16 protein-coding genes are annotated in these 15,547 nt (G+C 54.4%); 7 read left to right on the top strand and 9 right to left on the bottom strand.

Annotation, left to right across the window (positions count from 1 at the left end):
* Window positions 1-32 precede the first annotated feature (32 nt).
* A complete protein-coding gene (locus ACIKP9_RS09755) occupies window positions 33-779 on the bottom strand; it encodes a LytR/AlgR family response regulator transcription factor (protein WP_400882015.1) in 747 nt (248 codons plus the stop codon).
* Window positions 776-1,798, bottom strand: a complete 1,023-nt coding sequence (locus ACIKP9_RS09750) for a sensor histidine kinase (protein ID WP_400882011.1) — start codon at window positions 1,796-1,798, stop codon at window positions 776-778. The genes ACIKP9_RS09755 and ACIKP9_RS09750 overlap by 4 nt, the downstream gene beginning before the upstream one ends.
* A 57-nt stretch (window positions 1,799-1,855) precedes the next feature.
* On the opposite strand from ACIKP9_RS09750, the gene argH reads away from it, so the two are divergent.
* The gene (gene argH / locus ACIKP9_RS09745; protein WP_400883359.1) at window positions 1,856-3,262 is read left to right on the top strand and encodes an argininosuccinate lyase; all 1,407 of its coding nucleotides are present in this window, start codon (window positions 1,856-1,858) and stop codon (window positions 3,260-3,262) included.
* A gap of 64 nt (window positions 3,263-3,326) precedes the next feature.
* Here the strand turns inward: argH and ACIKP9_RS09740 are convergent, their stop codons facing one another.
* From ACIKP9_RS09740 to ACIKP9_RS09710, 7 genes are all read right to left on the bottom strand, one after another.
* Window positions 3,327-4,904: a GGDEF domain-containing protein gene (locus tag ACIKP9_RS09740; RefSeq protein WP_400882008.1), complete on the bottom strand. Its 1,578-nt coding sequence runs from the start codon at window positions 4,902-4,904 to the stop codon at window positions 3,327-3,329.
* Window positions 4,905-5,057: 153 nt separating this feature from the next.
* A complete protein-coding gene (gene hemW / locus ACIKP9_RS09735) occupies window positions 5,058-6,209 on the bottom strand; it encodes a radical SAM family heme chaperone HemW (protein ID WP_400883356.1) in 1,152 nt (383 codons plus the stop codon).
* 34 nt (window positions 6,210-6,243) lie between these two features.
* Window positions 6,244-6,477 carry a hypothetical protein gene (locus ACIKP9_RS09730; protein ID WP_400882005.1) on the bottom strand — a complete coding sequence of 78 codons (234 nt, stop codon included), beginning with the start codon at window positions 6,475-6,477 and terminating at the stop codon, window positions 6,244-6,246.
* Complete coding sequence (rdgB, locus tag ACIKP9_RS09725; protein WP_400882003.1) at window positions 6,474-7,079, bottom strand: RdgB/HAM1 family non-canonical purine NTP pyrophosphatase; 606 nt, start codon at window positions 7,077-7,079, stop codon at window positions 6,474-6,476. The genes ACIKP9_RS09730 and rdgB overlap by 4 nt, the downstream gene beginning before the upstream one ends.
* Before the next feature lie 2 nt (window positions 7,080-7,081).
* Window positions 7,082-7,798 (bottom strand): ribonuclease PH, encoded by a 717-nt coding sequence (gene rph / locus ACIKP9_RS09720; RefSeq protein WP_400882000.1) that lies wholly within the window; start codon window positions 7,796-7,798, stop codon window positions 7,082-7,084.
* 100 nt (window positions 7,799-7,898) lie between these two features.
* On the bottom strand, window positions 7,899-8,822 hold the full coding sequence (locus ACIKP9_RS09715) for a PP2C family protein-serine/threonine phosphatase (protein ID WP_400881997.1): 924 nt from the start codon (window positions 8,820-8,822) through the stop codon (window positions 7,899-7,901).
* A gap of 14 nt (window positions 8,823-8,836) precedes the next feature.
* Entirely contained in the window at window positions 8,837-9,772 is a 936-nt protein-coding gene (locus ACIKP9_RS09710; protein WP_230348310.1) for a serine/threonine protein kinase, read from the bottom strand.
* Between the two features lie 115 nt (window positions 9,773-9,887).
* On the opposite strand from ACIKP9_RS09710, the gene ACIKP9_RS09705 reads away from it, so the two are divergent.
* The 6 genes from ACIKP9_RS09705 (at window position 9,888) to ACIKP9_RS09680 (ending at window position 15,541) form a co-directional block, all read left to right on the top strand.
* Window positions 9,888-10,754 (top strand): YicC/YloC family endoribonuclease, encoded by an 867-nt coding sequence (locus ACIKP9_RS09705; RefSeq protein ID WP_400881994.1) that lies wholly within the window; start codon window positions 9,888-9,890, stop codon window positions 10,752-10,754.
* Between the two features lie 64 nt (window positions 10,755-10,818).
* Window positions 10,819-11,865, top strand: a complete 1,047-nt coding sequence (locus ACIKP9_RS09700; RefSeq protein ID WP_400881991.1) for a DUF475 domain-containing protein — start codon at window positions 10,819-10,821, stop codon at window positions 11,863-11,865.
* Window positions 11,866-11,898: 33 nt separating this feature from the next.
* Window positions 11,899-12,507 (top strand): guanylate kinase, encoded by a 609-nt coding sequence (gene gmk, locus ACIKP9_RS09695; RefSeq protein ID WP_400881988.1) that lies wholly within the window; start codon window positions 11,899-11,901, stop codon window positions 12,505-12,507.
* Window positions 12,508-12,558: 51 nt separating this feature from the next.
* Window positions 12,559-12,771 carry a DNA-directed RNA polymerase subunit omega gene (gene rpoZ, locus ACIKP9_RS09690; protein ID WP_230348306.1) on the top strand — a complete coding sequence of 71 codons (213 nt, stop codon included), beginning with the start codon at window positions 12,559-12,561 and terminating at the stop codon, window positions 12,769-12,771.
* 101 nt (window positions 12,772-12,872) lie between these two features.
* Window positions 12,873-15,095 (top strand): RelA/SpoT family protein, encoded by a 2,223-nt coding sequence (locus ACIKP9_RS09685; RefSeq protein WP_400881985.1) that lies wholly within the window; start codon window positions 12,873-12,875, stop codon window positions 15,093-15,095.
* Window positions 15,096-15,154: 59 nt separating this feature from the next.
* Complete coding sequence (locus tag ACIKP9_RS09680; RefSeq protein WP_230348304.1) at window positions 15,155-15,541, top strand: RidA family protein; 387 nt, start codon at window positions 15,155-15,157, stop codon at window positions 15,539-15,541.
* Window positions 15,542-15,547 lie beyond the last annotated feature (6 nt).

The following is a 15,547-nucleotide window of genomic DNA, read 5'->3' as shown; positions in this document are numbered from 1 at the left end:
AGCATAGGGCCTGAGCGGCTTAGCGCTGATGGCTAGTGTGCAGCGAGTTTGCGCAACAGGTGATATTGCCGCCGACTGACGGCAATGGTGTCTGGAATGTCCCTGAGGATGGCGTGCCAGCCATGTTCACCATCGATATCACGCTTTTCATAACCGCTGATACTGGATTGTGCCACCAGGCAATTACGATGCAGGCGCAGGAAAAGTGGCCCAAGCTCCTGTTCCAGGTTGGTCAGCGATTCTTCGATGAGGTATTCCTGCTCCTTGGTGCGCAATGTGACATATTTAAGCTCGGCACGCAGGTAAATCACCTCATGCACCGGGATGAGCAATATGCGGCCATGATGGTTGACGCTGAAATGGGTGCGCATGCGTTGCAAGGGTTTGAGTGCCTCAATCTGGGCTGGCAACAATACGCGTGCCTTGTGCAGTGCCGCTGCCAGCCGTTCTTGGCGAATGGGCTTGAGCAGGTAATCGACAGCATTCATCTCGAATGCCTGGATGGCATAGCCATCAAACGCCGTGGTAAAAATGATGGCAGGCGGTTGGGCGAGTTTTTGTGCATGGGCGGCTGCTTCAATGCCATCCATGTTGGGCATGCGGATATCTAGCAGTAGCACATGCGGCTGGAGCTGTTGTGCAAGCTCGAGAGCCTCATTGCCATGCCTGGCCTCGCCTACCAGTGCGACACCCGGAATCTCCGCCAGCAGTTCGCGCAAGCGGTTGCGCGCGGGAGGTTCATCGTCGGCGATGACGATATTGAGCGGAGCCTGCATCATGCGGCTGCCCTGTGGCGATAGGGAATGATGATATGCACGGCGTAGTGGCCATTATCCTGGCGGATATTGAGGCTGGCCTCGGCATCAAAGTGGAGTTGCAGGCGCTCGCGGATATTGCTGAGCGCCATGCGATTGCCCGGATGATGGGTTGAGCCAGGCTGGTAAGGGTTGCGTAACTGAATATGCAATTCGTTGCGTGTGCTGTGTAGCTGGATGCTGATGGTGCCACCTTCATCCAGTGGTTCTATGCCATGGTAAACCGCATTCTCCAGCAAGGGTTGCAGGATGAGCGGTGGAATCAGGGCATCTTGTGGCATGTTGTCGACCTGCCAGTCGAGATTGAGCCGGTGTTCCAAGCGCAGTTTCTCTAGCGCCAAGTATTGCCGGCACAGTGCCAGCTCTTGTGCCAGCGGCACCAGTTCGCGGTTGTCCGCCATCAAGACACGAAACAGGTCGGCCATGTCCATGAGCGCGGTTTCTGCCTGCTTGCTATCGCTACGCACGATGGAGAGCACGGCATTGATGCTGTTGAAGAGAAAGTGCGGGCGTATCCGGGCTTGCAGCGCCTGCAGGCGCGCCTCGGCAATCGCCGGGGTAAGGGCACGCTGGCGTAGCTGTAAATAAAGCAGGGTGATGGCTGTGATGCTGGCGGTGAGTGTGAGCGTGCGCAACAAGCTGCTGGCGAGATCAATGTGCAATATCTCGCTCGCAACGACATGGGCTAATAGGCTGAAGGCGACCGGTATCAACAGGGTAATAGGGTAGGCGATGTAGCCATGTAGCTTGGTCAGCCAGGGTTGGATGGCATATACAGCAAGCAGGCTGAGCAGGAGTACAGGTTGCATGAGGGCGCACCAGCGCGTGAAGCCTGGTAACCATTCTGTCAGGTCGTTACTGGCTGCCAGCGAGGCAAACAAGCCTAACAGGTTGGCGACGACCAATATGCGCAGACAGATGCCGAGATTGCGGAAGTCTGGCAACTTCAAGGAATGAATGGCGTTTTGCTTTATAATAGCCATGGTTTATCGCACTATTTCCACATTCTAATCAGCATCGTGAGTTCATCACGCGACATCATGACAGAAAAGTCCAATCACTTGAATCAACCCTCTTCCAAAACCTGGTCTGGCCGTTTCAATGAGCCTGTGGCCGAGCTGGTCAAGCAATATACCGCATCTGTTGGTTTTGACTATCGCCTGGCGGAATATGACATTCAGGGCTCGCTGGCGCATGCGCGCATGCTGGGCGCACAAGGCATCATCAGCCAGGAGGATGTCGCCAAGATAGAGCAGGGCCTGGGCGAGATCATGCGCGAGATCCACGATGGTCAATTTACCTGGTTGCTTGACCTGGAAGATGTGCACCTCAACATCGAGAAACGCCTGACTGACAAGATAGGGGATGCAGGTAAGCGCCTACACACTGGCCGCTCTCGTAACGACCAGGTGGCGACTGATATTCGCCTCTGGCTACGCGCAATGGTCGATGATGTTGTAGCCCGAATTCGCAAATTGCAGGCCTCATTGGTGGATCTGGCTGAGCAGCATGCAGATACCGTCATGCCCGGCTTTACCCACTTGCAGGTGGCGCAGCCCGTGACTTTCGGGCATCACCTGTTGGCTTATTTCGAGATGCTGCAGCGGGATGCAGAGCGCTTGCTGGATGCGCGCAAGCGTATCAACCGTCTGCCGCTGGGTGCGGCAGCACTGGCTGGCACTAGCTACCCTATTGATCGTGAGCGTGTGGCGCGTGATCTGGGCTTTGAGGCCGTGTGCGAAAACTCGCTGGATGCAGTATCTGACCGTGATTTTGTCATTGAATTTACTGCGGCCGCAGCATTGATCATGACGCATTTATCCCGCCTTTCAGAGGAATTGATTCTCTGGTCTAGCCCACGGTTCGCGTTTGTTGATATTGCTGATCGCTTTTGTACTGGCTCTTCCATCATGCCGCAGAAGAAAAACCCCGATGTGCCTGAGCTTGTGCGCGGCAAAACCGGGCGCGTCAATGGACACCTGGTGGCGTTGTTGACCCTAATGAAGAGCCAGCCTCTGGCCTATAACAAGGATAACCAGGAGGATAAGGAGCCACTGTTCGACACGGTGGATACCCTGTTGGTGACCCTGGAAATCTATGCTGACATGTTGCGCGGCATCAAGGTTAACAAGGACGCTATGCGCCTGGCTGCGGCAGAAGGTTTTGCCACGGCGACAGACCTGGCAGACTACCTGGTGAAGAAAGGCATGCCTTTCCGCGACGCGCATGAAGTCGTAGCACTGGCGGTGCGTCATGCCGTGGAGCAGGGTTGCGACTTGTCTGATCTCTCATTGCCGCAACTACAGCAATTCAGCCCGCAGATTGCAGAGGACGTATATCAGGTATTGACGCTGGAAGGCTCGCTGGCAAGCCGTAACCATCGTGGTGGCACTGCGCCTGCCCAGGTGCGGGAAGCACTTAAGCGGGCTAAAGCACTGCTGGCTTAAATGCATTCAACAATCAGTGTTTAATGGAAAAAGCCCCGCAATTGCGGGGCTTTTTTGTTGTCTTTTACTGGGGGGAAATGGGTTTGTCGAGATTGCTGGCGCCGATGACGCGATTGCGTCCACTGTTCTTTGCTCGGTACAAGGCTTGGTCTGTACGCCCAATAATCGAGTCGGCTGCCTCGCCTTCCTGACGCTGGGCAACGCCTGCGCTAAATGTGATCAATACATGGCTGTCATTGTGCAGGAAGATATTGCGAGTCAATTCGCGTTGAGCACGTGTAATGACGCTGATGGCATCTTGTTCCGTCGTGCCTGGCAGCAAAATGATGAATTCCTCGCCGCCATAACGCGCAATCACATCAGTGGTGCGCAAGGCTTCCTTGATGACGGAGGCTAGGTGAGCTAATGCCTGGTCACCGGTGGCATGGCCCATATTGTCGTTAATCTGCTTGAAGTGATCGATATCCATCATGGCAATACTCAGTGGCATGCCAAAACGGTCTGCGCGATTGAACTCCCTGAGCAAGGCCTCATCCATGCCTCGACGGTTCAGTGTGCCGGTCAGGTAGTCCTCGTGTGCAATTTCGTTGATATGGTCGAGCTGCAATGTCAGTTCGTAAATTTGCTTTTCAGCCTCTCGCACCTTGTTTTGCGCATCCAGTATCTCGTTGCGGGAATTTTGCGTGATCGTGCTGATGGCCTGGGTGTCTTCCAATAAACAATGTAATACGTGGTTAAGATCTTGTATCTCGTCGCTATGGCTGATTTCCTCGCGATAGCCTTGCAACTTGGTTTGGTACTCATCCGTGGCCACGGTAATCTCGGACAGTTGCGTGACAAAAATCTCTGCCATCTTTTTTAAGGTTTTCTTGGCTTCGATCAATCCAGGCCTGAGCTGACCTTGCATGAAGATAAGGTCTTTAAGCGTATCCTCTGCCTTGGCTAGAGAGTCGACATTCAATGGCTGAGTGAGGATGTCGCGAATCGCCGTGGTCGGGCCTTGTAGCCAGCGCTCTTCCAACACGAGTGCTTCCATGCTGACCAAGAGCAGGCGCAATAGCTGCAACAGGCGGAGTTGCAGCTGGCTCTGGCTATCCAAGTGCATTTCCAGGTTGAAGAGAATGTTCTTCAATGCATCTTCCAGCGCCAGAATTTCATCACGGTGCTGAGCCCTCTGTGTCGCTTCTAGCAAGGCAGTTGCTCGAGCCTGAGCCTCAGGAAGCTCCTTGAGTTGTGGGATGATGACTAAGTCCAGCGTCCTGATCAGCATATTGCGCCAGAGCGTCATGATGTCGCTGATATCCTGCTGGTGGGCCGGTGCCTGAAAATGTGAATGGCTGTCTGGAGAAGGCAGGTGCGCCAATAACTGACGTAATGCAGTGTCTAGGCTCCGCCAGTTTTGTCCTTCAAGCTGGCTCAGGATGTGGTGTATGCTAGCTGTATAGTGAGGTTGTTGTGTACTGACCTCTTTCAGCACGTTGCCCAGAAGCTGACCTATGGTTGATGTGCTATCGGCGACGGTTTCGCCATTAATGGCGGTATAAACTTTGCGATAGTTGTCCGGTGTCGGCGCTATCCGGCTTTTTGCAAGCTGGATAAGGGTTTGTCGTGCAGTTTCAACGGATTTTTTATGTTGATCCATAGCTGACTCGAATTGTGTCGGTGTCCCTGAGAGTTCTGGGTGTGCGGCAACTTTTATCCCCGTGATCGTTGCTCTCTACTTCCAGAATCGCTGTATTGTAATACAGGGATTCTCTTACAAAGCAATTCTTAATGTGGAAGCATCAGGTTGAGATCAATCAAGGAAGAGTTGCAGCAACTCGTTGAGGAACCGTTGTCCGAGAGGTGTGGGTGCGATGCGGGTCGGGCTGAGGTCTAATAGTCCTTTTGCAACAGCATGTTGCAAAACGGGGGACATATGCTCCAATGGCAGTCCAGTGCGCATCTTGAACAATGCAGGGTCCACGCCATCAGTCAATCGCAAGGCATTCATCATGAATTCAAAAGGCAGCTCATCCCTGGGAATTTGCCATTGTTGCTCTACGGCATGGCCTTGGGTGGCATGCTCCAAATAGCGTTTGGGATGCTTGTGGCGGCTTTCGCGCGTGATACGGTCATGAAAGCTTAATTTGCTGTGCGCTCCTGCGCCTATGCCAAGATAATCACCGAACTGCCAGTAGTTACGGTTATGACGACATTGCTTGCCGGGGTGAGCAAACGCCGAGGTTTCATAATGTGTGTAACCATGTTGGCCCAATAAATCTTCAATGGCTTCCTGCATGCTGGCGCTGGTGTCATCGTCAGGCAAGGCTGGTGGAGTGCGGTGAAATGGAGTGTTGGGTTCCAGCGTCAGGTGATAGAACGACAGGTGCGCTGGCTTGAGATCGCAGGCGCGCTGGGCATCAGCCAGGGCATGTTCCAGGCTTTGGCCGGGCAGGGCATACATGACATCGAGATTCACTGAATCGAAGGTGCCAAGTGCCAGTTCTGCTGCGGCGACTGCCTGGGTTTCATCGTGGATACGGCCTAGCTTGTGCAGGTAATCACTATCAAAACTCTGGATACCGAGCGAGAGACGGTTGACACCTGCCGCGCGATAACCGCGGAAATGCGCAGCATCGACGGTGCCTGGGTTGGCTTCCAGAGTGATTTCGCAATCTATGCTCAACGGCACAAGCGCCCGTACATGGCTCAGGATGCGGTCTATCGCCTCGGCTGAGAATAGGCTGGGTGTGCCGCCGCCGAAGAAAATGCTGTGTACGCGCCGTCCCCAGATGCGGGGTACTGATTGCTCAAGATCGGCAATCAGGGCATCGACATAAGCGGCTTCAGGAATCTCCGTGCGCGACTCATGCGAATTGAAATCGCAATACGGGCATTTGCGCACGCACCAGGGGATATGAATATAAAGCGATAGCGGTGGTGGCTCGGTCGGGGCGGAGGACAGTGTTTCTGGCGTATCCCCCTGGCCAGGCAGGTCGCTAATCGCCTTGATTTCGATGGGTGTGCTGATAGGGGTTCACCAATTCGTCAATCAGGCGATGCAGGGCCTCGCGCATCTGCGCTTCTGAGACTTCCATTAACAGGCCGTCTTCCAGGGCATCCTGGGCAATTTGTTTGAGTTCGTCGAAGTTCTCTGTCATGACCTTGACCTTTTCCGTGCAGGAGACGACGCTGCCGTCGTCACGCAGCCATTTCGGCCAGTTTCCGCTCATAGCGCCAGCCTTTCCAATTGTTGTACCAGCTTGGTCAGGGCATGGCCACGATGGCTGATGCGATTCTTGATCTCGGCGGGTAACTCGGCAGCGGTCTGGCCGGTTTTGGCATCCAGAAACAAGGGGTCGTAGCCGAAGCCTCCCTCACCACGCGCAGTGGTTAGGATTTCTCCCTGCCAGGCGCCTTCTGCAATCAGCGGTTGAGGGTCATCGGCATGGCGTACCAGCACCATGACGCAATAGTAATAAGCGTGCCTGTCATGCAGGCTATCCAGGCTTTGGAGCAGCTTGTCATTATTGCGCTGATCAGATTTGGGTTCACCCGCATACCGCGCAGAGTAAACGCCAGGGGCTCCTTGCAAGGCATTGACGCAGATACCTGAATCATCGGCTAATGCAGGCAGGCCGGTATGGCGGCTGGCATGGCGTGCCTTGGCCAGCGCATTTTCGACAAAGGTCACAAATGGCTCTTCTGCCTCTGGTACATTGAGCGCAGATTGTGGCAGCACCTCAATCGAGAGCGGTGCAAGCAAGGCCTGGATTTCCTTGAGCTTGCCTTGATTGCCGCTGGCAATGACGAGTTTCTGGAACGGCATCGTCATCTTTACAGCCCCAGCGTTTCTTTCTGCTTAAGCAATAGAGTGCGGATGCCGCTTTCGGCCAGTTCCAGCATGCGGTTCATGGCATCACGCTGGAATGGCTCACCTTCGGCAGTACCCTGAATCTCGACAAAGCCGCCGCTTCCGGTCATGACGATGTTCATGTCGGTATCGCAGGCGGAATCTTCGATGTAATCCAGATCCAGCACGGGGTTGCCTTGGTAAACGCCGACTGAGATAGCGGCTACCGCGTCACGCAGTGGCGACTCCTGGATCAGCCCCTTGTTCAGCAAAAAGCTGATGGCATCATGCAGCGCGACATAAGCGCCGGTGATGCTGGCAGTGCGCGTGCCACCGTCAGCCTGGATGACGTCACAATCTAGGTGGATGGTGCGCTCGCCGAGCTTTTCGAGGTCAATCACGGCGCGCAGGCTGCGGCCAATCAAGCGCTGGATTTCCTGGGTACGGCCAGATTGCTTGCCGCGCGCGGCTTCGCGGTCCATGCGGCTGCCAGTGGAACGGGGCAGCATGCCGTATTCGGCCGTGGTCCAGCCTTGGTTCTTGCCGCGCAGGAAAGGCGGGACTTTCTCTTCAACACTGGCGGTACACAGTACATGCGTATCACCGAACTTGACCAGCACAGAGCCTTCCGCATGCTTGGTGTAATGGCGGATGATCTCGACGTGACGTAACTGGTCTGGGGCACGGTTGCTGGGACGCATGGTGTTTCCTGAATTTTCAAAGCGCATATTATAGCGCGATGCCTATGAGTTAAGTGACGCTCGACAGCGGAGTTGCGCGAGGGCGCGGCCAAGCAAGGCCTTAAGGTAACTTGCTGCGCTTGATGGCAGCGTTGATTTCGGCAATAGCACGCTCTATATCTTCTTCATCAAGGTCCGCAGCCATTGCGGCAATACCGTGCTCATCAGGCTCTGTTAGCCCGAGAATGGTGTGCGACTGTGCGAGTGACATCTCCAATGTGGAAATCGTCAGTGGCTGTTCAGACTTGCTCTCCCATTGCACGCCGACGGCACTTAGGTTGTCCATGTTTTTTCCGCCCAGTTTTTCTGCCGCGTCTAGCAGGCTAGGCACCGCATGTGCGACACCAAGACCCGTGTGGAGAATATCCTGTATGCGTTCATCGCTGAGTTGTGACCACAGGCCATCACTGCAGAGCAATATTTGGTCACCGGCTTGGAGCTGGCGAGGTGGGGCGATCTCGATGGTGGGAGGGAGTTCGCTTCCCAGGCAATTGTAGATTTTGTGTCGGTCAGGGTGGTGCATGACGGAAACTGCATCCAGCTTGCCTTGTTTCAACATCATTTGCACGATGGAGTGGTCTTCAGTACGGGATAGGCGTTTGCCGTGACGGAAGTGATACAGGCGTGAGTCGCCTATATGCGCGCAGTACAGCGTATTGTTTTGCAGGATACCCACCACCAGTGTGGTCTTGGGCGTTTCATCCAGGCCACGGTTTTCTGCCAGTTGATGAATGGCCTCATGCAGTTTCACAATCTCGGTTTGCAAGAAGTCTGTGACATCGTCCAGGTCTGGCTTGGCGGCGCGCTGGAATGCGCCTGTCAACATCTTGACGGCCAGTTGCGCCGCGACTTCGCCGTGGTGATGTCCGCCCATACCGTCGGCGAGCACTAGCAGCACAGCGTTCTTGCTATAGGAGTAGGCGACCCGATCCTGATTGACCGGGCGTCCGCCGCTGCGGCTACTTTGGTGAATCGTGAATTTCATGGATACAACCTCCCTTAATCCTGGGTGAACAGCGAGGTAATCTTGTGTAGCCAGCCGTGGCGTGCGGGCAGTGGCACAGCCTCCAGCAATGATTTCTGCAAGGCAAACACACTAGGCGGGCGCTCCATGTAATCCAGGGCCATGCAGCTATCAATAATCCCCAGCAGATTGCGGGAGTATTTTCCCTTGCCTAGTTTGCTGGCAGGAATCAACAAATCCTTGTTGACGCGCTGATCAGCGGCCTGGGGCGCTGCTTGCAGCAAGCAGGCATACATGCTGGCGCCGATGCTGTAGACATCGCTCCAGGGGCCGAGTTGCTTGCGGTCGCCATATTGTTCGGGAGAGGCAAAGCCTGGGGTGTAGCTGGGTGGTAGCTTGTTGGATGCTTCGTTGAGTGCCATGCGGGCAGAGCCGAAATCGAGTAATACTGGTGAGCCATCCAGGCGGATATAAATATTGGCGGGCTTGATGTCGAGATGCAGCAGCTTTTGTGCATGTACTTCACGCAGGCCATTCAGCAACTGGCTGAAAATACTGCGCAGCATGGTTTCGGGTAGGGCGCTATCGCGGGCGAGCACATATTCCTGTAGTGATTTCCCGCGCTCGTAGCGCATCACCATATACACCGTATCATTGGCGCGGAAGAAGTTTTGCACGCGCACGATATTCTTGTGCTCAATGTTCGCCAGCGCCCGGCCTTCCTCGAAAAAACATTTCAGGCCAAAGCGGAACCCTGCTGCCGCTTCATTGGTCGGGATGCGTACTTGGTCGCCCTCCTTGCGCAAGGCGAGCATATTGGGAAGATATTCCTTGATGGCGACAGTGCTGTCGTTTTCCAGGTCGCGGGCAATATAGACGAAGCTGAATCCACCGGCGCTGAGAAGCTTTTTGATTTCATAGCCCTGCAATTGATAGCCTGGAGGCAGGGCAAGATTCTGGTTGGCATGCATGGGCGGGTGACTAAGTAAGCGGCAAGGGTAAAACCTATAATTTGCAGGCTATTCTGTCATGAAACGCTCGGGATTTGATACCATGGGCCAAATTTAATCAGGAATGTGCATCAACATGATTTTCAGCATGACCGGATATGCTTCGCTGGAGCAAGAGATTAGCCATGGTGTTCTGGTGCTCGAGTTACGCTCGGTCAATCATCGTTACCTGGAGCTGCAACTCAAGCTGGATGACAATGTGCGCATGTTTGAGCCGCAGGTGCGAGAGCTGATTAGTAGCCGCCTTAAACGTGGCAAGGTGGAATGCCGCATCAGTTTGGTACACCAGGCTTCTGAGCAGCGTCAGGTGCAATTGGATGACACAGTCTTGCAGCAATTGGCGCAGATGACCGTCAGCGTGCAACGCCACTTCCCGGAAAGCCGTCCATTAAGCGTTGCCGATATCCTGCGCTGGCCAGGTGTGATATTAGGCGAGGGCACAGACCATGAAGCACTGGCGGCGGCTATACAGGATAGCCTGCTGAAGCTGGTGCAGAAAATGACCGAGGCACGTGCTCGCGAGGGCAGCAAGCTCAAGGCCATCATCCTTGAACGCCTGGCGGAAATGGAAGGCCTGGTTGCCAAGGTACGTCCCTTGTTGCCCGAACAGGTGAAAATCTACCAGGAACGCCTGACAGCCAAACTCAAGGAAGCTTTAGGCGCGACAGATGAAGAGCGCGTGCGCCAGGAGCTCACCATCTTTGCCCAGCGTATTGATGTAGACGAAGAGCTGAGCCGCCTTGGGGCGCATATTGAGGAAGTCAAACGCATACTTGAAGCTGGTAGCCCAGCAGGCAAGCAGCTGGACTTTCTCATGCAGGAATTGAACCGTGAAGCCAATACCCTGGCCTCCAAGTCCGTGTCCACCGAAGTATCCCAGGTTGCCATGGCGCTCAAGCTGTTGATTGAGCAAATGCGCGAACAAGTGCAGAACATCGAATAATCATCCCGACGGCTTCAGCTTGTGGTGTCAGGCCGTGAACATCATTAGATCCGGAACTTAAGCAATGCGCGATTTCAGATATTCTTTTTTCGTCACTTTCCTCTGCCTCGGGCTGGCCGCGCTTTGGGGCTATGAAATCAAGGGCGGGGTGGCCGGCATCTGGCCTGCACTGAGCGTGGCGCTGATCCTCGGCATCATGGAAGTCAGCCTGTCGTTCGACAATGCCGTGGTCAATGCCTCCATCCTCAAGGAAATGGATGAAAAATGGCGGCATATTTTCCTGACGGTGGGCATATTGATTGCAGTATTCGGCGTACGCTTGCTGTTTCCTTTATTGCTGGTGGCGGTGGCAACTGATCAAGGGTTGATGGAAGTCGCGAATATGGCGATCAACAACCCAGTGTTGTATGCGGATTACCTTGATGATGGCCACGATGCGATTGCAGCGTTTGGCGGCTCTTTCTTGTTCCTGGTGTTCCTGAGCTTCCTGTTTGACCCCGATAAAGAGTTGCACTGGTTGGGCCGCCTGGAAGCCGTGTTTGGCAAGCTGGGCAGTATGGAGTCGATCAAGATCATCGTGATTTTATTGATCTTGCTAGGTTTGCAGAATTTCCTGCCCATCTCCCAAGCTGAGCGACTGACTATCCTACTGGCAGGGCTGAGCGGGGTGGTCTTGTACGTTGTGATTGATAGCCTGAGCGGATTTTTCTCCTCGCAGGCCGAAGGCGATGCTTTTGCCAAGACGGCAAAGCGTAATGGCGCAATGGGTTTTCTCTATCTGGAAATCCTCGATGCCTCGTTCTCATTTGATGGCGTGATCGGTGCATTCGCGATTACGCGTGATGTGGTCATCATTATGCTGGGCCTGACCATAGGCGCAATGTTCGTGCGCTCCATGACCGTGCGGTTGGTATACAAGGGTACGCTCGACAACTATGTTTATCTGGAGCACGGGGCGCATTATGCGATCGGGGTGCTCGGGTTGATCATGTTCTATACCATCTACCGGCCCGTGCCTGAAGTGGTGACTGGCCTTATCGGCGTGGTATTCATCATGGCGGCGTTCTTGTCATCCATTTTCTACAAGCGCAGACTGGCGCAACGGGTTTAATTTTTTTAAGTTTGCACGACGGAACACAAGGCTATGAAAGGCAATCTATTTATCATCACCGCTCCATCGGGTGCCGGGAAAACTTCGCTAGTGCGTGCCCTGCTTGATGGTGATGAGCATATCAAGCTCTCGGTATCCCACACGACTCGTCAGCCACGGCCTGGCGAGGAAGATGGCGTGCATTACCACTTTGTCGAGGAGTCGCGGTTTGTGGAATTGCTCAATCATGGCGACTTCCTGGAAAGTGCCCAGGTGCACGGTGCCTATTACGGCACATCGCAGTCTACGGTGAATGCTGTGCTGGCAGAGGGATATGACCTGATCCTGGAAATCGATTGGCAAGGTGCCCAGCAGGTGCGCAACCAATATGCCGAAGCGATTAGCATCTTTATCTTGCCGCCTTCGATGGAGGCGCTGGCGCAACGCCTGAACAATCGTGCGCAGGATAGTGCCGAGGTGATTGTCCGTCGGCTTGCTGCCGCGCGGGATGAGATGCGCCACGTGGCAGAATTCGACTATGTTACAATTAACGACAGATTCGAACATGCACTGGAAGATTTGCGCGCGATTATCCGCAGCCAGAGATTACGACGTGAAAAGCAGCTAGTGCGCTATCAGGATGTGGTGCAGAAACTGCTTTGAACTGCCGACAGTGCATGGCAATGATGACAAAATTCAGGAGATATTCGTAACATGGCCCGTATTACCGTTGATGACTGTCTGGAAAAGATTCCTAATCGTTTCCAGTTGACCCTTGTAGCTGCTTATCGTGCACGTCAGCTTGCCAATGGCTCCGAGCCATTGGTGAATGCCCATGGTAGCAAGGACAAGCCTACTGTATTGGCCCTGCGTGAAATCGCAGCCTCCAAGGTGGGTCTGGAAGTATTGAACCGCGGACAGGCCTAACGCCAACCGTGTAGTGATGCGAGCTGGTGATGCAGCCGGGATGGTGCCAGCGCATGATCCCGGGTTTGCGACGATGTAGCATTAAGTAATTACTGGAATTTATGCCCAAAACCGCAGCCAAAAGACCAGCCGAACCAGTTATACCCCCACCTTTGCTGCCAGCCGACAGCGAAGACTCCCAACTCACCCTGCGCCTGCGGGAATACCTCAAGCAAGACGACATCGACCATATCTGGGATGCCTACCGTTTCAGCGCTGCTGCGCATGAAGGTCAGGTACGCCGCAGTGGTGAGCCTTATGTGATCCATCCCGTCAGTGTCGCTGGCATCCTGGCGGAATTGCATCTTGACCCTCCCACCCTGATTGCCGCTTTGCTCCACGATGTGGTGGAGGATACCGGCGTTACCAAGCAGGAAATTGGCGAGAAGTTCGGCAAGCAAGTGGCCGACTTGGTCGATGGCTTGTCCAAGCTCGACAAGATCGAGTTCCAGAGCGCAACCCAGGCTCAGGCGGAGAATTTCCGCAAAATGTTGCTGGCCATGTCGCAAGATGTGCGCGTGATTTTGGTCAAGCTGGCTGATCGCCTGCATAACATGAGCACGCTGGATGTCATGAAGCCGGAAAAGCAGCGGCGCATTGCGCGTGAAACGCTGGATATCTATGCGCCGATTGCCAACCGCCTTGGGCTCAACGAGATTTACCAGACGCTGGAAGACTTGAGCTTCAAGTATCTTTACCCTATGCGCCATCGCGTGATTTCCAAAGCCGTCATGGCGGCGCGCGGCAACCGCAAGGAAGTGGTTGGCAAGATCCTAGATGCCATCAACCAGCGCCTCAAGGATCAGCATATTGATGCTGAAGTCACGGGGCGTGAAAAGCATCTTTACAGCATTTACAGGAAAATGACGGGCAAGACCGTTACTTTCTCGCAGATATACGATATTTACGGTTTTCGCGTGATCGTACGCGATTTGCCTACCTGTTATGCCGCCTTGGGCGTGCTGCATGGGTTATACAAGCCGATTCCTGGCAAGTTCAAGGATTACATTGCCATCCCTAAAGCCAATGGCTACCAGTCATTGCATACAACATTGTTCGGCCCTTTTGGCACGCCGATAGAAATCCAGATCCGTAGCCGCGAAATGCATAACATCGCCGATGCTGGCGTAGCTGCGCATTGGCTATACAAAACCACGGATGCTCACCTGACTGCCTTGCAGCAGCAGACGCACCAATGGTTGCAGCGTTTGCTGGACATCCAGAACGAGAGCTCGGATTCGCTGGAGTTTCTTGAGCATTTCAAGGTGGACTTGTTCCCGGACGAGGTCTACGTCTTTACGCCCAAGGGTACCATCATGGCCTTGCCCAAGGGCGCGACAGCCGTGGATTTTGCCTATGCGGTGCATACCGACATCGGCAACCGCTGCGTGGCGGTGAAAATCAACCAGGAGCTGGCGCCGCTGCGTACCGAGCTGCACAATGGCGACCACGTCGAGATCATTACCGCAGCTCACGCACATCCTAACCCTGCATGGCTCAATTATGTGCTGACGGGCAAGGCGCGCGCGCATATCCGGCATTACCTCAAATCCATGCAGTCCACCGAGTCGGCATTGTTGGGTGAGCGCATGTTGAACCAAGCCCTGCGGGCACTACATGCCAACCCTGCGACGATTGATGATTCTGCCTGGCAGCGGTTGGTGCGTGACTATGGTGCCAAGAGCAAGGATGAAATCCTTGCGGATATTGGCATGGGCAAGCGCCTCAATGTCATGGTGGCACATCAGTTGATGGCGCAGGCGGGCCAGCAGGAAGTGGTGGCCGAGCAGCAGAAAATTGCACCCAAAGTGCTCGATACCATCACCATTCGCGGCTCCGAAGGCATGGCGGTGCAGTTTGCCCAATGCTGCCGCCCCATCCCTGGTGATCCCATCCTGGGCTTCATCAACAAGGACAAGGGGCTGGTGATCCATACCCACGATTGCCCGGCTATCCGTAAATTCCGCCTTGACCCCGATAAGTGGCTGGATGTGGAGTGGGATCCGCAGGGACACAGGCTATACAAGGTCAGCCTCAAGCTGGTGGTGGCAAATCGCCGCGGTATGCTGGCAAAGATTGCTTCCGGGATTGCCGAGGCTGGCTCGAATATTGACAATGTCAGCATGGAAGAGGCAGACAACAGCACTTACACCAATATGAACTTCACTGTGCAGGTGGAAAACCGTGTGCATTTGGCCGAGCTCATGCGGCGCTTGCGCAAGATTCCCGATGTCGTCCGTATCAACCGCGTCAAGGGGTCGGGTGCGGAACAGCGCGTGCAGTAGTGCTCACTTACGCTGCAATTCAAATATTTCAATAAACCTAAGCAATTCAGGAGAGATTCATGGCAAAGCAAATCATCCACACCGATGGCGCACCACAGGCAATTGGTACCTATTCCCAGGCAGTCAAGGTTAACGGCAGCACCGTATATCTGTCCGGTCAGATCGGTCTTGATCCTGCCACGATGGAAATGGTGGATGGCATTGAGGCGCAGGTGCATCGCGTATTCAAGAACCTCAAGGCGGTGGCAGAGGCGGCTGGTGGCTCGCTGGCCGATGTGGTCAAGCTCAATATCTTCCTGACAGATCTTGGCCACTTCGCCTTGGTCAATACCATCATGGCAGAGTATTTCACCCAGCCTTACCCTGCACGTGCTGCCGTTGGTGTGGCACAGTTGCCACGCAATGCCTTGGTTGAGGCAGATGGCGTGCTGGAGATCGGTGCTTAATCACCT

The organism is Methylobacillus methanolivorans (assembly GCF_044751345.1).
Taxonomy (GTDB): Bacteria; Pseudomonadota; Gammaproteobacteria; order Burkholderiales; family Methylophilaceae; genus Methylobacillus; species Methylobacillus methanolivorans.
This window is presented reverse-complemented; position numbering and strand designations above follow the sequence as displayed.